Origin of the sequence: Shouchella tritolerans, from assembly GCF_025770735.1 — a bacterium.
In the GTDB taxonomy this organism is placed as follows: domain Bacteria; phylum Bacillota; class Bacilli; order Bacillales; family Bacillaceae_D; genus Shouchella; species Shouchella tritolerans.
The window spans coordinates 252,403-270,859 of record NZ_JAODPB010000002.1 but is presented as its reverse complement, the minus strand read 5'-3'; the positions used below and the strand labels follow the sequence as shown (position 1 = coordinate 270,859).

17 protein-coding genes, 1 other RNA gene and 2 riboswitches are annotated in these 18,457 nt (G+C 44.8%); of the genes, 5 read left to right on the top strand and 13 right to left on the bottom strand.

Annotation, left to right across the window (positions count from 1 at the left end; translation table 11 throughout):
* Positions 1-60: 60 nt before the first annotated feature.
* Genes N6H06_RS07630 through cymR form a run of 8 tightly spaced genes read right to left on the bottom strand, consistent with a single transcriptional unit; the run spans position 61 to position 6,709 of the window.
* Positions 61-240 (bottom strand): hypothetical protein, encoded by a 180-nt coding sequence (locus N6H06_RS07630; protein WP_035204549.1) that lies wholly within the window; start codon positions 238-240, stop codon positions 61-63.
* A gap of 20 nt (positions 241-260) precedes the next feature.
* The gene (locus N6H06_RS07625; RefSeq protein ID WP_011246434.1) at positions 261-449 is read right to left on the bottom strand and encodes a hypothetical protein; all 189 of its coding nucleotides are present in this window, start codon (positions 447-449) and stop codon (positions 261-263) included.
* 12 nt (positions 450-461) lie between these two features.
* Positions 462-932: a PRC-barrel domain-containing protein gene (locus N6H06_RS07620; protein WP_062747470.1), complete on the bottom strand. Its 471-nt coding sequence runs from the start codon at positions 930-932 to the stop codon at positions 462-464.
* 50 nt (positions 933-982) lie between these two features.
* Complete coding sequence (recD2, locus tag N6H06_RS07615; RefSeq protein ID WP_062747472.1) at positions 983-3,268, bottom strand: SF1B family DNA helicase RecD2; 2,286 nt, start codon at positions 3,266-3,268, stop codon at positions 983-985.
* Between the two features lie 4 nt (positions 3,269-3,272).
* Positions 3,273-3,932: a tetratricopeptide repeat protein gene (locus N6H06_RS07610; protein ID WP_062747474.1), complete on the bottom strand. Its 660-nt coding sequence runs from the start codon at positions 3,930-3,932 to the stop codon at positions 3,273-3,275.
* A 39-nt stretch (positions 3,933-3,971) separates the two neighbouring features.
* Complete coding sequence (mnmA, locus tag N6H06_RS07605) at positions 3,972-5,066, bottom strand: tRNA 2-thiouridine(34) synthase MnmA (protein WP_062747476.1); 1,095 nt, start codon at positions 5,064-5,066, stop codon at positions 3,972-3,974.
* Positions 5,067-5,095: 29 nt separating this feature from the next.
* Positions 5,096-6,256 carry a cysteine desulfurase family protein gene (locus N6H06_RS07600; protein WP_062747477.1) on the bottom strand — a complete coding sequence of 387 codons (1,161 nt, stop codon included), beginning with the start codon at positions 6,254-6,256 and terminating at the stop codon, positions 5,096-5,098.
* Between the two features lie 33 nt (positions 6,257-6,289).
* The gene (gene cymR / locus N6H06_RS07595; protein ID WP_062747479.1) at positions 6,290-6,709 is read right to left on the bottom strand and encodes a cysteine metabolism transcriptional regulator CymR; all 420 of its coding nucleotides are present in this window, start codon (positions 6,707-6,709) and stop codon (positions 6,290-6,292) included.
* A gap of 290 nt (positions 6,710-6,999) precedes the next feature.
* Between cymR and N6H06_RS07590 the strand changes: the two genes are divergently transcribed.
* Positions 7,000-8,262: a replication-associated recombination protein A gene (locus N6H06_RS07590; protein WP_062747481.1), complete on the top strand. Its 1,263-nt coding sequence runs from the start codon at positions 7,000-7,002 to the stop codon at positions 8,260-8,262.
* Positions 8,263-8,422: 160 nt separating this feature from the next.
* Positions 8,423-9,052, top strand: a complete 630-nt coding sequence (locus tag N6H06_RS07585; protein WP_263705995.1) for an RsfA family transcriptional regulator — start codon at positions 8,423-8,425, stop codon at positions 9,050-9,052.
* A gap of 71 nt (positions 9,053-9,123) precedes the next feature.
* Here N6H06_RS07585 and N6H06_RS07580 read toward each other — a convergent pair whose 3' ends face one another.
* Positions 9,124-9,891, bottom strand: a complete 768-nt coding sequence (locus N6H06_RS07580) for a tRNA threonylcarbamoyladenosine dehydratase (RefSeq protein WP_062747485.1) — start codon at positions 9,889-9,891, stop codon at positions 9,124-9,126.
* Positions 9,892-10,165: 274 nt separating this feature from the next.
* Positions 10,166-10,268, top strand: a riboswitch (SAM riboswitch).
* 136 nt (positions 10,269-10,404) lie between these two features.
* Between N6H06_RS07580 and N6H06_RS07575 the strand changes: the two genes are divergently transcribed.
* Positions 10,405-11,511 (top strand): 5-methyltetrahydropteroyltriglutamate--homocysteine S-methyltransferase, encoded by a 1,107-nt coding sequence (locus N6H06_RS07575; RefSeq protein ID WP_062747487.1) that lies wholly within the window; start codon positions 10,405-10,407, stop codon positions 11,509-11,511.
* Positions 11,512-11,623: 112 nt separating this feature from the next.
* On the opposite strand, the gene N6H06_RS07570 is transcribed toward N6H06_RS07575, so the two are convergent.
* Entirely contained in the window at positions 11,624-12,214 is a 591-nt protein-coding gene (locus N6H06_RS07570; RefSeq protein WP_062747489.1) for a TetR/AcrR family transcriptional regulator, read from the bottom strand.
* 547 nt (positions 12,215-12,761) lie between these two features.
* Between N6H06_RS07570 and N6H06_RS07565 the strand changes: the two genes are divergently transcribed.
* Complete coding sequence (locus tag N6H06_RS07565) at positions 12,762-14,198, top strand: DHA2 family efflux MFS transporter permease subunit (RefSeq protein WP_404830343.1); 1,437 nt, start codon at positions 12,762-12,764, stop codon at positions 14,196-14,198.
* A gap of 375 nt (positions 14,199-14,573) precedes the next feature.
* Here the strand turns inward: N6H06_RS07565 and ssrS are convergent.
* Positions 14,574-14,753: non-coding RNA, 6S RNA (ssrS, locus tag N6H06_RS07560), on the bottom strand.
* Between the two features lie 212 nt (positions 14,754-14,965).
* Here ssrS and N6H06_RS07555 point away from each other — a divergent pair.
* Entirely contained in the window at positions 14,966-15,271 is a 306-nt protein-coding gene (locus N6H06_RS07555; RefSeq protein ID WP_062747493.1) for a hypothetical protein, read from the top strand.
* Here N6H06_RS07555 and N6H06_RS07550 read toward each other — a convergent pair.
* Positions 15,266-16,465: a homoserine dehydrogenase gene (locus N6H06_RS07550; protein WP_263705993.1), complete on the bottom strand. Its 1,200-nt coding sequence runs from the start codon at positions 16,463-16,465 to the stop codon at positions 15,266-15,268. The two genes, N6H06_RS07555 and N6H06_RS07550, sit on opposite strands and share 6 nt — an antisense overlap.
* Positions 16,466-16,524: 59 nt before the next feature.
* Positions 16,525-16,635, bottom strand: a riboswitch (SAM riboswitch).
* 49 nt (positions 16,636-16,684) lie between these two features.
* Complete coding sequence (gene aspS, locus N6H06_RS07545; protein ID WP_062747497.1) at positions 16,685-18,454, bottom strand: aspartate--tRNA ligase; 1,770 nt, start codon at positions 18,452-18,454, stop codon at positions 16,685-16,687.
* Positions 18,455-18,457: the final 3 nt, after the last annotated feature.

Here is an 18,457-nt window from a genome sequence, read left to right as displayed (position 1 = left end):
TGCGCAAAATAGTGGCTTCATAATCAAAAAAAGCGGCCGCAACGGGCCGCTTTTTCCTGTCTAGGCAAACATGCGTTTGAATCTCTTCCTCGCTTTTTTCCAAGTACGGGCATTCATCAGGTTAGCTTGCATCACTGGCTCTATAAATTGCCGGATTCTCCGCTTTGTTTTCCGGTCATTTAATGAATACCATGCAGCGCCAACGCCGATGGCCATCAGTGGAGCGATTGACTTCCGCAAAAGGCTCACCTCCGCTTAGCTTACATGTTTAGACGACGTTCCTCCGTTTCAAACAAATCGTCAAGTGAGCTGAGCGAACCGTCCTCCTCTACTTGGTGAAGGAGCAACGTGTCTTTCACTAAACTCATCTCGATGAAACAATTCCAACAATAGTATTGGTTTGTGCCAATCTTTCCGATGTCTTTTCGGTGGCAGTTAGGGCAACGCATAGAGGGCCTCCTTTACAGAGACAGTATGGCCCGTTCCTTACTGATCACTAAACGTTGGCCTTTCACAACTTTGCGGCCTTCCTTTATATCAGAGAGCCAGCCATCTGTCACTTCATACCCTATGATCGTGCCCAATTCGACGTTAAAATATACATCTTCTACCAATCCGAGCGTTTCCCCTTCCTCGGAAAGAAGCGGCTTTCCTTTGAAACGGCGTCGACCTGTGTGAATCGGGTGAAGCATTTTTTGCTCGCGGTTAACCGGCTTTAAAGCCTGTTCACCGGCGATCATAACTGCTTCCTGACCAGCGTGAGCAATTTCACCAATCGGCAAAAAAGCATGATGAGCAAACAAATGTGTTCGTTTCACCGTTAAGCCAACGACTTCTTTGCCATCAAACAGAGCATCCACGACCCGGCCATGTTCAATGCCAGTTGCATTGCTGATAACAGGAAGCCCTATAAGCGCTTGAACTGTTCGCAAAGAAACACCGCCTTTCCGAACAGTCTTAAGTTATGCATATGTAGCTTCCTCTATCCCCGGTGAACGTTACCAGTACGTGAAAGCAATTGTTGAAGGCGCTCCTTTAATTTGGAATGACGGTGCTCGTCCGCATGTTTAATTGCCTGTTCCATCGTTTTCCGATCGCCACATAAGAGCAAATACTGCTTGGCCCGGGTAATGCCTGTATAAAGCAAGTTACGCCTTAACATACGCATGTAGCTGGACACGACTGGCATCACGACAATTGGAAATTCGCTCCCTTGTGCTTTATGGATGGAACAGCAATAGGCATGGGTTAGCTGTGAAAAGTCTTTTTTCTCATATGTGACTTCCAGGCCGTCAAAGGAAACAACAAGCTGGTCTTTTTTTTCCGTCGTCTCTTTCGCGTAAAAAACAGCAACAATTTCTCCTCTATCACCGTTGTATACGCCTTCCTCCGGATTGTTGACTAGCTGGAGCACCATATCGCCCTTGCGAAAAACAACATCCCCAAATGGCAGCTCTCTACGGCCTTCTTTTGTAGGATTAAATAAGGACTGAAGCATCGTGTTTAATTCATTGATCCCTGCCTGCCCTCGGTACATGGGCGCCAGTACTTGGATCTCTTTAGCACTATAGCCTTTCTTCATGGCGCTTTCACAAATTTGCCAAACCGCTTGTTGCACTTGGTTCGGTTGGCAAGGAAAAAAGACGCGGTCTGCCTTTTTTGTTAAAAAATCACTTGGAAGCACGCCATCCTTCATGGAATGGGCAAGCTCAATGATGGAAGAGCCTTCAGCTTGCCTGTAAATGTCCTTTAATTGGATCGTTGGAATAACGTCTGCTTCTAAGAGGTCTTTTAATACTTGGCCAGGCCCTACAGAAGGCAACTGGTTTTCATCACCTACTAGCACGACTTGCATGCCTTTGGGAATCGCTTTAAATAACTGGTTTGCAACCCAAGCATCGACCATCGACATCTCATCGACAATTAACAGTTCCCCTTCAAGCTGTTCATGGTCGCCTTTTTCAAAGCCGGTTGCACTGCCTTTCCAGCCGAGCAAGCTGTGTATCGTGCTTGCAGGCAGTTCCGTTGCTTCAGCCATCCGTTTGCTGGCTCGACCAGTGGGCGCTGTCAACTTAAGGGGGAAAGATTTGGTTTTGTAAGCAGCCACTTCAAGAGAAAGCCCATGAAGCACAGCATAGGCTTCAACAATTCCTTTAATGACCGTAGTCTTTCCTGTTCCTGGCCCGCCTGTCAGCAACAACAGCGGAGAACGAAGAGCGGTGGCGATCGCTTCTTTTTGCGTGTTTGAATAGGTAACAGCATGTGTTTCTTCAATTTGCCCAAGTGTTTTTTCGATTTCTGCTTCCGTAAATTCTTGTGCCAGTTCTTGGCTTAAAATCCGGCGGACGTTGGTCGCAATGCCTTTTTCTGCATAATACAATGACTTTAAGTAGACGCGATCTTCTTCACGAACGAGCATGCCCTCCTCATTCATTTCGATGAGGATGGAGTCAAGCTCGGAAGCTTCAATTTGTACGTTGGGGCTCGATAATAATGCAGCCCCTTCTGTAATGAGCGCTTCTTGCTGCAAGTATAAATGTCCTTGTTGCATACAACATTCCCGGAGCAAATAAAGGAGCCCCGCCCGCAAACGCTCTGGATGGTTCCCAGTTAAGCCAATCGCTGCCCCTAATTGGTCTGCACGGCGAAAGCCGACTCCTTCCACATCCTGAATGAGCAAATAAGGATTGGTGCGGATCACATCAAGTGCTTGCAATTTGTAAGTTCGGTACACACTCATTGACAACTCTGTGCCAAACCCGTATTGGGACAGCTGTATAATGACTTGCTCCGCGCCTTGTTGCTCTAGAAGTTGGTTATAGAGCATCGTCGCTGTATCTTCTTTTAGCTTCGGAATGTTGTTTAATACACTCCGGTCTTCAATAATGGCTGAAATGGCCCTTTCACCGAGGACGTCGACAATTGCTTCCGCTGTCTTTTTGCCGACGCCAGGGAAACGGTCGCTTGACAAAAACCGAACAATTCCGCTTTTTGTCTGGGGCAAATCACGCCTAAACGTTTCCACCTTATATTGGAGTCCAAAGCGTGGATGTTCAGCGACTTGTCCGAAAAATAAATAGGTCTCCTCTACTTCCAGTTCAGGCAAGTGGCCGACAACCGTTATTTTTCGCCCTTCAATTTGTTCATTGGTCTTTTCAATCCGCGTCGTCGCCACGGTATAGTCGTTTTCTTCATTGCGAAACAACACATGAACGACTTTTCCTTTAACAAACCCTTTCTCCAACGTTTTTTCTCCAACATTATCCATAGCTTCACCCTTTTTCAAGTGTCGCTTCAATAAGCCTTTTGCCGTTGCCAGCAAGAAGATGGTCCGGTTGGTGGGCAAGAGCTTGGTTAAATGATGCAAGGGCGGCTTCAGCTTCATCAAATGCTGCCTGGACAACCCCTAAATTGTAATAAGCATCGGCATGACTAGGATCAAGGGCAATGGTTTTTTCAAACAAAGGACGCGCTTCATCCAGCAGATCAAGCTGGGCTAAGCACAGCCCATATTGAAAAACAATTTCGCTGTCTTCACCACTTAATTCATAAGCTCTGCTTAAGTTAGCCTGTGCATGAGCCAGCTTCCCTTCGCTGTAATAGCTCATGCCCAGCATGTAAAACAAGTCTGCCTCATTCATGCCATGCGCAAGCGCTTCAGTAAACGCTTTAATCGCTTGTTGATGGTTTTCCTGCTGATAATGGACACAGCCTATCCCGTAATAGGCAACAGTCGCATCGTGGTCGAGCTCCAATGCTCGCTCATAAAAAACGATCGCACGCTCAAAATCTTTGAGTGCTGCCAGCAAGTTCCCCATGTTGATAAAGCCTGTCGGTTCTTTTGGATTTTCCTCAATGTAGGCAGCAAACTGTTTTGCCGCTTCTTCATAGTTCCCTTTTCGCATGAGCTCAATTCCCGCTTGATTATCCATCGTTTTTCCCCCTCCGAAAGCTAAAAAGGAAAACGCGGTTTACGCATTTTCCCGGTGAATTTTGTCAATCACGCCGCCGCCAATGCAACGATCTCCTTCATACAACACAACCGCTTGTCCTGGCGTAATCGCGCGTTGTGGCTGATCAAACTGAATAAACGCACGGCCATCTTCCTTCGGAAATACGGTAACGCCTTGGTCTTCTTGACGATATCGAAATTTTGCTTTGCATGTAAATGGGCTCGTTCTTTCTTCCTTGGCAATCCAGTTCATGTCAGTAGCCCATAGCCCATCCGAGTACAGTCCTGGATGATGATAGCCTTGACCAACAATGAGTACATTCCGTTCCAAGTCTTTGTCAATGACAAACCATGGCTCACCAGCACCACCAATGCCCAGCCCTTGACGCTGGCCAAGCGTATAGTACATAAGCCCATCGTGCTGCCCTTTATCAATGCCGTCGGTCGTTTCCATCCGCCCTGGTTGTGCTGGGAGAAAGGTTTGCAGAAATTCTTTAAAATCCCGTTCGCCAATAAAACAAATGCCTGTGCTGTCTTTTTTCGTTGCTGTCGCAAGCCCTGCCTCAACAGCAATTTTTCGTACTTCGGCTTTTTGCAAATGGCCAAGAGGGAACATCACTTTTGACAGTTGTTTTTGGCTAAGTGCATTTAAAAAATACGTCTGGTCTTTATTAGCATCTGCGCCTTTTATTAGCCTATATTCCCCATCGATTTCCTGCAACTGGGCATAATGACCCGTCGCGACATAATCAGCGCCAAGGGAAATCGCGTGGTTTAAAAATGCTTTAAACTTAATTTCTTTGTTGCACATGACGTCAGGATTTGGCGTTCGTCCTGCTTTGTATTCATCTAGAAAATACGTAAACACTTTATCCCAGTATTGTTTTTCAAAATTAACTGCGTAGTATGGGATGCCCAGCTGTTGTGCTACTCGCTCAACGTCCTCATAATCTTCTGTTGCCGAACAAAAGCCTGAATCATTGCTATCATCCCAGTTTTTCATAAAAATCCCAATGACATCATAACCTTGTTCTTTCAAAAGCAAAGCCGTTACAGAAGAGTCTACACCTCCAGACATGCCGACAACGACACGTGTATCTTCTCGTTTTTTCATGTTGGTTCCCCACTTTCTATTGCTCGCCGCTATTCAATGAACGCCTTTTTCCCTTGCTCAGACAAGACGCAATCCGCAATTTGCTCAAACGCATAAGCCAACTCTTCCTTTGAATTGGTAATGCCAAAACTAAAACGGATCGCTTCTTTGACACGATGGCTATCTTTTCCATACAGCGCCTGAATGACATGAGAAGGTTGAAGCGTCCCTGCCGTGCAAGCAGAACCTCCAGACGCAGCAATGCCTAGCAAGTCTAATTTCATCAAAAGCGGTTCTGTAGAAGCACCTGGAAAACAAACGTTTAAAATGTGATCAAGTCGTTCTCCACACTCGCCATTTTCCAGCACTGTTACACCGCGCCGCTCCATTGTTTCAAAAAACATCGTCCTGTATAATTTATAGTTTTGACGGCGCTGCTCACGTTCAGCGTATGCTTGGTTAAAAGCATAAGCAAAGCCAACAGCACCAGCCACATTTTCTGTGCCTGCCCTGCGTTTCCGTTCTTGCTCGCCACCATGCAACAGCGGTTCTAATTCGATGCCTTCACGTACAAACAAACAGCCAATCCCTTTTGGCCCGTTTAGCTTATGGCTTGCAATTGTCAACAAATCTACTGCGAGCTCGTCTGTATTGAGCTCATATAGCCCAGCTGCTTGAACAGCGTCGGAATGAAGAGCAGCTTGATGCCCTTTTAGCAGCTCGCCAATTTCTTTAATCGGTTGCACTGTCCCAACTTCATTGTTCGCAAACATGATGGAGACAAGGATCGTTTCGTCGGTTAAAGCATTTTTCAATTGCGTAAGGGAAATTTGCCCACTTTCATTGACAGGCAGCTTCGTTATCGAAAATCCTTCTTTTTCCAATACCTCAAGCGTGTGCAGGACAGCATGATGTTCAATTTCTGAGGTGATAATATGCGTGCCTTTCTTTCGGTTAGCACGGGCAAAGCCAATAAGCGCCAAATTGTTCGCTTCTGTACCGCCACTCGTAAACAGCACCTCATTGCCTTTCGCACTTAGCAATGACGCAATCGATTCACGGGCTTCGACTAACGCTTGTTTCGCTTGGCGTCCAAACTGATGGATGCTTGATGGATTGCCAAAAACCGTAGAAAAATAAGGCATCATCGCTTCCAACGCTTGCGGATGCAACACTGATGTGGCTGCATGGTCTAAATAAATTTGCTTCATGAGTGGCACCTTCCGTCCCATTGCTCCATTGTATTAAATATAAAACATATAGTACTCTTGTTCTCCATCTTCCTTAAAATTGGCTAAGTCGGCAAGAGTGGTTTTATCGAGCACATCCTTGACTGCGTCCCGTATTTTTATCCATAAATCGCGCTTGGCAGGCTCCTCGTCTTCAAGCACTTCCACCGGACTAATCGGTCCTTCCAAAACACGAATAATATCGCCTGCTGTAATATCCTCAGCATCTTTGGCCAGCATATAGCCACCATATGCTCCGCGAACGCTTTTAACGAGCATCGCATTGCGGAGCGGCGCAATCAATTGCTCCAAATAATGCTCTGATAGTTTATATTCCTTGGCAATAGATTTCAAGGAAACAGGCCCTTCCCCTGATTTCTTAGCGAGTGCCATCATAATCGTCAATCCATAACGTCCCTTTGTCGAAATTTTCACGTCAATCCCTCTTTCATCAAAATAAATGCTGTAGTATCTGGCAAATACTCCGTCTTTCACTTCATATATTTGACAAACCTATCTCGTTATCCACTTTTCCCTCTCGAATGTTGCCTATTGCTACTTGGCAAGCGATAAATTTTCCTTTATACCCTTGACATTATAGCATGTTTTCATACTGGATTGATAGAAGTTCGCAGAATCGAGAAGGCACGGGCATTTCGTTCATGGACAAGTTCTGCTTGTCTGAGCTACACTACGTAAGACGAGGAAAAAGAGGAGGGACACTCATGAAAAGACAACCGTTGGCCTATCGCATGCGCCCTACTTCTGTCGAAGAAGTGATTGGCCAGCATTCCTTGCTTGGCGAAGGCATGATGTTATCGAGAATGATTAAAGCGAACCAGCTTTCATCCATGGTGCTTTATGGTCCGCCAGGTACAGGAAAAACGTCCATTGCCAGAGCGATTGCAGGGTCAAGCGGCATGCACTTCCGCATGTTGAACGCAACTGTCCATCATAAAAAAGATATGGAGACGGCTGTCGAAGAAGCCAAAATGTACGGCTCGCTCCTTTTAATATTAGATGAAGTGCATCGACTTGATAAAGCAAAGCAAGACTTTTTGCTCCCCCATTTAGAGAGCGGTCTATTGCTTTTAATCGGCGCCACCACTGCCAACCCTTACCATTCGATCAATCCAGCGATTCGTAGCCGCTGCCATATTTTTGAATTGGAACAGCTCGAACCTGATGATATCGAAGAAGCGCTGCGCCGTGCCCTCGCAGACGAAGAGAGAGGATTAGGCCATGAAAAAATCGATATCGCGCCTGAAGCACTCCGACATTTGGCATTAGCCTGCGGCGGCGATGTCCGCGCTGCCCTTAATGCGCTTGAGCTTGCTGTCCTTTCCACACCTAAACAGCCAGATGGCACACGCTCTGTCACACTCCGTTCCGCCGAACAGAGCATCCAGAAAAAAAGCATTCAACATGACAAAAATGGCGATGCCCATTATGATGTGCTGTCTGCTTTTCAAAAGTCCATCCGCGGAAGCGACGTGAACGCGAGTCTCCACTACTTGGCACGCTTGTTAGAAGCAGGCGACCTTATTAGCATCCATCGCCGTCTACTCGTTATCGCCTATGAAGACATTAGTCTTGCCAATCCCCAAGCGGGGCCTCGAACGCTCGCAGCCATTGAAGCATCAGAAAGGCTCGGACTGCCTGAAGCACGCATTCCTCTTGCCAACGCTGTGGTTGAACTTGCCCTTTCTCCAAAAAGCAACAGTGCCTATAAAGCACTTGATGCTGCAATTGACGCAGTGCGAAAAGGCGGCAGTGGCGAAATTCCTCGCCATTTAAAAGATGCTCATTATAAAGGAGCGCAACAATTAGGAAGAGGCAGCGACTATAAATACCCTCATGACTATGCAGATGGCTGGGTCAAACAACAGTATTTGCCAGACAAAATTGCCCATCACCGTTATTATGAGCCAAAGCAAACAGGGAAATTCGAACAAGCGCTTAGCGAAATGTATAAAAGACGAAGCTAAACATGCCGTATATCCTCTTGTTTTTCTGCCAACATGCATGGCCTCTTTGTTGACGTGATTGTCCATTCTCGCAAACAAGATCTTTTTTAGCAGGCTAGTATAAAATGGCGAAACTCTGGCAAAAGTAAAGCCATAAGCATTGCATGAAGGAGATGGACAAATGAAAACGAGACAAGATGCATGGTCCCATGAAGATGATGTGCTTCTTGCTGAGACTGTATTAACTCATATTAAAGAAGGAAGTACACAGCTAAAGGCATTTGACGAGGTTGGGGATGCTTTAAACCGGACCTCTGCAGCATGCGGATTTAGATGGAATGCTGTTGTACGGCAAAAATACTTAAAGCAAATCGATTCCGCCAAACGAGAACGAAAAGAACGGAAACGAGCGCTTTCGGCCAGCTATTTCTCTCAAGCTCGTATTGGAAATACAAGAAGTGCATCTAGAACGTTTTATCAAACTGCAACTGAGGATGGTGGATCGGTTACACTTGAATCTATTATTGGCCAACTTAAACAGTTAGCGCAAACCGAGCCTGCGTCATCACGCTTAGAATTAGAGAACAAGCAGTTGCGCGCTCAATTGGAAGAAAAGACCGCTAAATTAAACGAACTAGAAACAAAGCTACAACGAAATAAACAAGAGCATAGTATGATTGAAGAAGATTACCAGTCGTTGATTTCGATTATGAACAGGGCGCGCCGCCTTGCGATTTTGGAAGAAGACGAACAAGAACATCCTGCATTTCGGATGGACGCTAACGGAAACTTAGAGAAACTATCAAAGTAAATCCCTTCTTACCTATGTTCCTGTTATAAAGGAAGAAAGCTCCTACGTTTTTTAGCGTAGGAGCTTTCTAGTTAAGAACGTCGGTTGATTTCTATACCTTCTAGTAAACGAGTGATGACATGTCCCGCCATGATCAAGCCTGATACAGACGGCACGAATGCATTTGAAGACGGCGGTAGTTTCGCTTTACGGATGTTTCCCTGTTCAGCCGTTTCAGGTACGATTTCCTTACGGATGTCTTCCCTAATTTGGATTGGTTCCTCATCTGAAAAAACGACATTGACCCCCTTATGAATCCCCTCTTTTCGCAACCTCGTACGAATCACTTTTGCAATGGGGTCATAGCTTGTTTCGGAAATATCCGCGATCCTTAAGCGGGTTGGGTCCATTTTATTGGCGACTCCCATGCTGGAAATAATCGGAATGCCCCGCAGCTTACATTGTTTAATCAAATGGATTTTATAAGAAATGGTGTCGCTGGCATCAATGACAAAGTCAAGTTTATGCGAAAAAAACGATTCATACGTTTCCTCGGTATAAAACATTTTTCTTGTAATTACTTCACAATTTGGGTTGATGTCACTTATCCGTGCAGCCATCAAATCAACTTTCGGCTTGCCAACTGTTGATAGCAATGCATGGATCTGGCGATTCACATTTGTAATATCGACATCATCTTTATCAACGAGCACAATTTTGCCGACGCCGGAACGGGCAAGAGCTTCCGCCGAAAATGATCCGACTCCTCCTACCCCTAACACAGCAACTGTACTGCTTTTTAGGCGTTCCAGCCCATCATGGCCGATCGCTAACTCATTTCTTGAAAACTGATGCAACATCGATGTCCACTCCTTTAGTGCCTTTGTACTTGATTGATCATACCACAAAATCGAAGGATTCCGTCTGCTCGTATGTGATTTTTCTTCATCGCATTAAGTGAAAAGCGAATGGGCTGCCTTAAAAGATCGAAGAATAAGCAAATTCCTAAATAAGTTTAAACGATTTTTAACCATAAGCCGTTTTCTGGTTAAATAATATCTAAATTTTCCTTGCATTTTTTTGAAAGATATACTAGAGTATTAACCATTAACCCTTTAAAAATAAATATGTTTTTTCTTATCCAGAGAGATGGAGGGATTTGGCCCTTTGAAGTCTCAGCAACCGGCCTTTGGCAATGGTGCTAATTCCAATAGGTGATGTACCTAGGAGATAAGAAGTTCGTTGTCTATAGTACGAGGACCTTCTTTATTCTAGAAGGTCCTTTTATTGTTTTGGCCGGTACAGCTGAGGAGGAGAAGCGGCAAGTATCACTTTGGGTGACCATTCTTTATTCAAAAGGAGAGAAATTTAAGATGACAAACATTGCTGTAAAACCACCATTTAGGGCAGACCACGTTGGCAGTTTACTACGGCCAGAACGTATCCACCAAGCGAGAAATGAATTTAAGGAAGGAACCATTACTGCCGCGGAATTGCATGAAATTGAGACGCAAGAAATCAAACGAATCGTCGATAAGCAAATTGAGATAGGCTTAGAGCTGGTGACGGACGGGGAATTTAGACGCCGTTTTTGGCATACCGATTTCCTCGAACATTTGAACGGCGTAGAAGGGTATGTTCCAGAGGTCGGCTATCTTTTCCAAGGCAATGAAGAAACGGAAAGATACAACGTCCGAAACGTAGGGAAAATCTCATTTAACCATGATCATCCCCATGTAAAAGACTTTATTGAATTTAATGAGATTGTCGCCGGGCGTGCAGTCGCTAAGCAAACCATTCCGAGCCCGAATCAATTGTTTAATATTGGCATACGCGATGAAACGATTTACCCTGATATTGAGGAATACGCAAAAGATATTATTCAAGCCTACCGAGATGCCATGAACGCTTTTTATGATGCAGGTTGTCGTTATTTGCAATTTGACGATGTCTATATTGCCGGCCTTTCTTCACCTGACATTCCATTTAATGATGGCGCATATTCAAGAGAGTATTTGATTGATTTAGCACTCCGTGTCGTGAACGGCGTTTTGGAAGAAAAACCAGACGATCTCGTTGTAACGACTCACCTATGTCGTGGCAACTACCGGTCAAACTGGGCTTTTGAAGGCAGTTACGCCCTTATTGCCCCAACTTTATTTGCAAAAGAAAAAGTGAATGGTTTCTTTTTAGAATACGATGACGATCGTTCAGGAGACTTTAAACCACTAGAGCATATTCCGAACGGCGGGGCCCGGGTTATACTTGGACTTCTAACTTCCAAAAATGGGGAATTAGAGAATAAAGAATCAATCATTGCCCGCATTAAAGAAGCAACCCAATATGTACCGTTGGAACAGCTCTGTTTAAGCCCTCAATGTGGCTTTGCTTCCACTCATCATGGAAACCTTTTAACCGAGGAACAGCAATGGGCAAAATTAAAATATATCGTCGATATCGCCAAAGAAGTTTGGGGATAAGGCCGAGTTTCAATCAAGCATGAGGGGGCTCCTCCCCCCTCTTTCTACTTGTTCCAAGTTATTTCTGTATACGTTGCATCCCCGATCTATGCTCCAAACCTTTCCCCAAACATTACTTGCTAAACGTTCGATAATGAATGGACATGAATTGTTTTACGAGAAAAGACGGCGTATACGGCATATCGTTTTGAAGCCAAGAAATGATCACGCCTATCAAAGCAGATGAATGAGACCAGATCAATATTTCTTTTTTTATACCTGCTTGTTCAATGATTGATTCACGTTTTTCTACCCCTGAGACAATCCTGCTCGTTAACCAAGTTAATAAACGATCTTTAAAAATCGGTATACCTTTTGAGCCAAGAACAATTTTATAAAATTCAGCATGTGCGGATATATACTCCAGTAAATAGACCAAGCCTTGCCAATTAACACCTTCACTTGATTGCTCATTCATGTTGGATTTAGCCATCGCTGCTGTAAGGTCCTCAATCATTTCCTCAGCCATTTTCTCCAACATATCTGGAATATCTTGATAATGCAGGTAAAAGGTAACTCGGTTAATGGTTGCTCTCTCCGTCAAGCAATTAACTGTTATTTTCTCAATGTCCATTTCCTGAAGTAATTCAATAAAAGCATCTTTGATCAATTTCCGGGTCCGCAGGATACGGGGATCTGTGCGTGTATTTTTATTTTTTGTCATTAGTGATTTTCCTCTCCCAGTCAAATATACAATCCAAAGACGAATGTTGATTATCTACCAGATAAACGACAAAACGAACCATGTTGTTCATTAATTTACACTCTATTGATTATTGTAGCTTGTAAAGAGTATTCATTGTAATATAATTTAGTTTATGTCTTGTTGATTATACAACACATTGTAAATTATCTGTATAACAAATCGCACTTGCAGATGGCAACACCGTGAGGAACAAGACGATGGTGACTTATCGTAAGCATGCTACTACTTTAACGTGCCCCGTGTGACGCTTCCCGATTTGACATCGTGCACTGCGATGAGCTGAACAAGACTTCTTTGAATCGGTTATGGCACAGGCTAACCTTTACATGAAGCTCAAAGCCTGCTGGTTGATAGGCGCTGGCGCTAGACAGCAATAGCCTTTCTTCAAAAATGTTAAACCGTAAAAAGCAATACTTGTTACAAGTTAAGAAAGGATGAAATGGGATTGAATAAAGAGACAGAAACGGACGGTCCTTTAACGAAAAGGGGCGTCATTGTATTTATCATGATTTTAGGGGCATTCCTTACAGCGCTTAATCAAACAGTTATGAGTGTTGCCACCCCCGTATTAATGAATGACCTTGACATTTCAGCAGCAACGGCGCAATGGTTGACAACAGGTTATATGTTAGTAAACGGTGTTCTCATTCCCATTACTGCTTTTTTGATGAAACGATTTCCCACACGCCAGCTTTTTCAAAGTTCGATGATCACGTTTCTTGCCGGTACAATCATATCAGCTTTAGCCTTCAATTTTCCTATTTTGTTGGCAGGCCGTGTGATTCAAGCAGCTGGAGCAGGCGTTATGATCCCTTTACTTTATAATGTTGTCTTAACACTGTACCCTCCAGCCAAGCGAGGCACGATCATGGGGATGGTCTCTCTCGCTATTTTGTTTGCTCCAGCAATCGGGCCTACCCTTGCTGGTTATGTACTGGAAGTTTTCCCTTGGCAAGTCATGTTTTTCGGTTTGGTTCCGTTGATCGTGATGTTGATCATCTTCGCACACTTTTATCTGCAAAACGTGTCAAAAACAGCCCGGGCCAAGGTAGACGTCCAAAGTGTCATCCTTTCAACGATTGGATTTGCAGGGTTATTATATGGCTTTAGCGCAGCCGGTAATGGAGGCTGGTCGAGTACAGAGGTTATCGTTTCACTTCTTGTAGGAATTATTGGTCTTAGCCTGTTTACTTGGCGGCAGTTGGTTTCTGTTGATCCGCTTCTTGATCTTCGGACCTTTAAATACAAAATGTTTACATTGACCAACATCATCAATATCGGCATAACCATTATTATGTATGCAGATATGATACTGCTGCCGCTCTATCTTCAAAATGCCAGAGGCTATACGGCTATGGAGTCCGGTTTACTGATGCTTCCGGGAGCCATTCTCATGGGCTTGCTAAGCCCTGTCTCCGGAAAACTCTACGATCGATACGGAGCTAAGTGGATTACAATCATTGGTATATTGATTACGATTGCTACTACAATTCCATTTACAGTATTAACCGACTCAACAAGTTATACGTATCTCCTTCTCATGTCTACTGGCCGGCGTATCGGGATGGCCTTGCTTATTACGCCAATACAAACAGCTGGCTTAAATCAAATTCCACTAAGCCTAAGCGCACACGGATCAGCGATTTGGAATACAATTCGACAAGTAGCCGGAGCTATTGGCACTTCTCTGCTTGTCACAGTGATGACAAACAGTACCAATAAGCATTATCAACAACTAATGGCTGTTGATGGACCAAATGGAGCAGCGCAGGGAGATATCATGGTGCAAGCTTCCATATACGGAGTGAATGATGCTTATTTTGTGATCATCATCATTGGAATCATGAGTTTGCTCCTTTCCTTCATCATCAAACATGATAAACAAGTACTTACGGAAGTGCCTGACGTAGCGTTGAAAAAGCTGGAAAGCAAAAACACTTAAATGATTGTGATTGAACCATTAACAACCAACAGCGTCTTGGAAGACAGGATAGGCAAATTTATATTTAAAAAAGCCCGGCCAACGCCGGGCTTTGAGGTTGTCGACAAAGTTGATAACCTTACCAAGACTGATAGAAAATGCTTATCAGACGAGGAATGCAGCCGTGGGAAGATGCGAATCGAATGGGGGTTCATGAGGCAAAAATCGATCGGACTTGTACTCCTAATGATCGGATGTTTATCTCACCAGCAAACGGTTATCACCCATCTACTACTTTTTAGGCTACTCCATATGAAACAAGTTCCATTGGCTGCATCTTTAACCGTTATAAGGCCAAACAAAAAAGCACCCACCAGAGGGTGCTTCATCGTCACAAATTATCCCGACTATGCCGTAAGAATTTGGTGCTTTGAACCTGCAAGGCAGGTGGGTGCTTCGTATTGGCCTTTTTACGTCCCCAGCTTGCGGGGCATGTAAGCGAGCAAATAACGGCAAGCTCCCTTTTTTAAGGTGTTGGCTCAAAGTAAACAATTCTTACGAACATCTCAGGATAATGTTTGTATAGCCATTATACTCTTTTTTTAAACGCTTCTCAAGTATTCACGGAAAATTAAAACGTTTTTCCTACGGCTTTTTCAGTGATTGTGAGATTCGAGAATTCTTGTTAGATGTGCTATGGTAATTATACGTTGTCTTTTTGCTTGCCCTCCTTTACTGGGCAAAATTAGACATACTATTTAGCTGTTTAACCAAAGGAGGGATCGCCCATGTCAAAGCTGGCAACGCACCGCTGTATCGAAGTTCGCCAGGAAATTGGTCTACTTAAAAAACAGATTATCGAAACGTCGTTTGACTTAGCTCTTTATCCCGATCGGATTGAAACAGAAAACGCTTCGTTCCCTATTGGTTCTGTTTTCGACATTTCCTACAGGCTGCCGAGTGGAGAAAGCCAGCTTGGTTTTCTTTATTTGCATACAAGCCAAGGCGTTGTTACTTATAAAATTAAGCAAAATCCCGAATCCTTTATTAAAGCTTTCAAAAAGCTTGTGCCTGAAACAAAATTCCGCTCATAAAGCGTGTGCCTGTTCCTGTTTAAATACATGCTCCGCACCGATTACTTGATACGACTGGTAAGGAACTTCCAAATGCGGCGCCGTCATTAAAAGGACATCGCCCTCTTTTTCGCGGCGGCGTTGCCACACATGAATATTGCTGGAAACTTCACTGAGGTCTGCCCCAGTAGGTACAAACCAAAGCTGCTTTTGCAGCTGAGGCACGTTAGATGCAGGCTGGGAAAGGACGGCCCTACGCAAACGCTTGCCTTTCTCATGTAGAATAAAGTCTTCGACAGCGCTATTGGCTGTTGCCTCTTGCCCTGCTCCTGGGCCAGCAAAAAACAGTTGCTGAATGTCTTTGCCTTGTAACAGAACGCCATTGTCCACACCGTTTATGCTCGCTAATACATGCGTTTCCTCCACAAAAGCTGGCTTCACAGTCCCAGTTATGCTGCCGTCTTTCTGTAAAAAAGATGTGCCAACAAGCTTTAAGGCAAAATGGTTTTCTTTTGCCACCCGTACATGCCATGGTTCAATCCCGACAATTCCTTGGCATTCAAATGCCGATATGTCTACCCATTGCCCAAAACAAAGACGCGCCAGCAAGGTCAACTTATAAAGGGCGTCATGGCCTTCTACATCAGAAGTCGGGTCTGTTTCTGCATAGCCAAGCCGCTTCGCTTCATCTAGAGCTTGTTGATAGGTTTTGCCACCGTCCATTTCAGTGAGTATAAAGTTCGTTGTGCCGTTTAAAATGCCTGATACCCCATCAATCGCCGTTGTCGCCAATACGCTTTGCAGCACATTTACAATCGGGATCGCTCCACAAACAGCAGCGTCATAGCCGTAGTAGGCACCAGATGAGAGGGCGATCGCCTCTAGTTCTTTACCGTGTAAGGCGACAAGTTTTTTATTGGCTGTCACTACAGATACGCCTTCTGCTAGCAAGCTTTCCGTATACGTCCTGGCCGGCTCGACACAATTTGTCACTTCAAACACAACATCATATGTAGCAGCCTCCCGGAAGAGATCCCATGATGACGTAACGAGTTTGGCTCCTTCGCTTTGTCTTTGCTTAGACTGATCTTTAACTAAAATGGAGACAAGTTCAATGCGATCACTTGCCATTTGTTGGAGAGCTTTCCGTGTACTTATGATGCGCTCGTAGATGCCCGTCCCTACTGTCCCAAATCCAATAATGCCTATTTTCACCGTCTTCACCCTTTCTCCATTGAAAAAACCCCTTTTCAGATAAGAAAAGGGGTTCGCCTCACTTATCTTTCAGAACAAAATCTGCTCTGCTGAATGTAGCACCGTGGTTTACAAATAAACTGGTTGCCGGGCTTCATTGGGTCAGGTCCCTCCGCCACTCTTGATAAGTTCTTATTCATTTTTATATTAGGCACATTATAAGCAGCGTCAACGTATTTGTCAACTGCGCTTGCTAATAATGGACAAGTTTAAATCAATCAGCTGTTCGACGCTTACTTTGTTTGGCGCTTCAGTTAGAAGGTCGCTAGCGCTTGCCGTTTTTGGAAAAGCAATCACCTCACGTAAATTGCTTTTGCGGGCAAGGAGCATGACGATTCGGTCAAGACCTAGGGCAATACCGCCATGTGGAGGCGTTCCATAATCAAAAGCTTCAAGCAAAAAGCCAAACTCTTCTTTAGCCGCTTCTGAACTAAAACCAAGGAGCTTGAACATTTTTTCTTGTAGTTCCCGTTCATAGATGCGCTGGGAGCCGCCGCCAAGCTCAAAGCCGTTTAAGACAAGGTCGTATGCTTCAGCACGCACTTGCTCTGGGTGGGTTTCCATAAGGTCCAAATCTTCCGCTTTCGGGCGTGTAAACGGATGATGGAGCGCGACAAACCGTTTTGCTTGTTCGTCATATTCGACAAGTGGAAAATCGGTTACCCAGAGGAAGTGGAACGCGTTTTCGTCAATTAGCTGAAACTCCTTTCCAAACTTTAAGCGCAGTGCGCCCAGTGCATGAAACACAACTTGCTTTTTATCCGCTCCGAAAAAGAGCAAATCGCCTGCTTCAGCGTCCATTGCCGCAAGCAATGCAGCTGTTTGCGCTTCATTAAAGAATTTGGCAATCGGTCCCTTTATCCCTTCGGCATCGACTTTGAGCCAAGCCAACCCTTTGGCCCCATAAGGCTTGACAAAATCAGCTAGCGCATCAATGTCTTTTCGTGAAAGCTTATCGGCCCCGCCCTTTAGTGTAAGGCCTTTAATAATGCCGCCTGCTTCTAACGCGCCTTTAAACACTTTGAACTCCGTGTCTTTGAGCACGTCAGAGAGTTCGATAAGTTCCATGCCAAAACGAGTGTCAGGCTTGTCAGAACCGTAGCGGTTCATCGCTTCATCGTACGTCATCCGCGGGAATGGCCGCTCTAGTTCAATCCCGTGTGTTTCTTTCAGCAATTTTTGCATCATGGCTTCAGCCATCGCCAAGATATCCTCTGTATCAAGAAAGCTTGTTTCAATATCGATTTGTGTAAATTCAGGCTGCCTGTCTGCCCGCAAATCCTCATCACGGAAACAGCGGACAATTTGGAAGTACTTTTCAAAACCAGACACCATCAACAGTTGCTTGAAAATTTGCGGCGATTGTGGCAGCGCATAAAACTGGCCATGATGGACGCGGCTCGGCACCAAATAATCGCGCGCTCCTTCCGGCGTGCTTTTTGTTAGCATCGGCGTCTCAATCTCCAAATAGCCATCTGCATCAAGAAAATCACGAACGCTTTTCATGATTTTGTGACGCATCGCGAACGCTTCTTGCATATCAGGGCGACGCAAATCCAAATAGCGGTATTTCAAGCGGACATCTTCAGCCGCATCCGTGTCTGCCTCAATTTGGAATGGCAAAGATTTCGAGACATTCATGATTTCGAGTTCACGAACGTGAACTTCGATAGCGCCAGTCGCCAGCTTGTCATTAACTGCCTGTTCATTCCGTTCCACCACAGTGCCTGAAACGGCAACAAGGTACTCATTGCGGACACGGTCAGCTGCTTTCAGCGCTTCTTCACTGACTTCCGGACTGCACACAACTTGGACGATACCAGAGCGATCACGAAGATCTAAAAAAATCACCTGGCCTAAATCACGCCGCCGCTGCACCCACCCTTTTAGTTGTACCTGTTGGCCTGCGAGTGTTTTGTCAAGTTGGCCACAATGATGTGTACGTTTCATCTC

Excerpts from the sequence above, each read along its gene's own strand:
- N6H06_RS07625 (WP_011246434.1), bottom strand. The coding sequence starts at position 449 with ATGCGTTGCCCTAACTGCCACCGAAAAGACATCGGAAAGATTGGCACA.
- recD2 (WP_062747472.1), bottom strand. The coding sequence starts at position 3,268 with ATGGATAATGTTGGAGAAAAAACGTTGGAGAAAGGGTTTGTTAAAGGA.
- N6H06_RS07610 (WP_062747474.1), bottom strand. The coding sequence starts at position 3,932 with ATGGATAATCAAGCGGGAATTGAGCTCATGCGAAAAGGGAACTATGAA.
- mnmA (WP_062747476.1), bottom strand. The coding sequence starts at position 5,066 with ATGAAAAAACGAGAAGATACACGTGTCGTTGTCGGCATGTCTGGAGGT.
- N6H06_RS07600 (WP_062747477.1), bottom strand. The coding sequence starts at position 6,256 with ATGAAGCAAATTTATTTAGACCATGCAGCCACATCAGTGTTGCATCCG.
- N6H06_RS07590 (WP_062747481.1), top strand. The coding sequence starts at position 7,000 with ATGAAAAGACAACCGTTGGCCTATCGCATGCGCCCTACTTCTGTCGAA.
- N6H06_RS07585 (WP_263705995.1), top strand. The coding sequence starts at position 8,423 with ATGAAAACGAGACAAGATGCATGGTCCCATGAAGATGATGTGCTTCTT.
- N6H06_RS07580 (WP_062747485.1), bottom strand. The coding sequence starts at position 9,891 with ATGTTGCATCAGTTTTCAAGAAATGAGTTAGCGATCGGCCATGATGGG.
- N6H06_RS07575 (WP_062747487.1), top strand. The coding sequence starts at position 10,405 with ATGACAAACATTGCTGTAAAACCACCATTTAGGGCAGACCACGTTGGC.
- N6H06_RS07570 (WP_062747489.1), bottom strand. The coding sequence starts at position 12,214 with ATGACAAAAAATAAAAATACACGCACAGATCCCCGTATCCTGCGGACC.
- N6H06_RS07565 (WP_404830343.1), top strand. The coding sequence starts at position 12,762 with ATGATTTTAGGGGCATTCCTTACAGCGCTTAATCAAACAGTTATGAGT.
- N6H06_RS07555 (WP_062747493.1), top strand. The coding sequence starts at position 14,966 with ATGTCAAAGCTGGCAACGCACCGCTGTATCGAAGTTCGCCAGGAAATT.
- aspS (WP_062747497.1), bottom strand. The coding sequence starts at position 18,454 with ATGAAACGTACACATCATTGTGGCCAACTTGACAAAACACTCGCAGGC.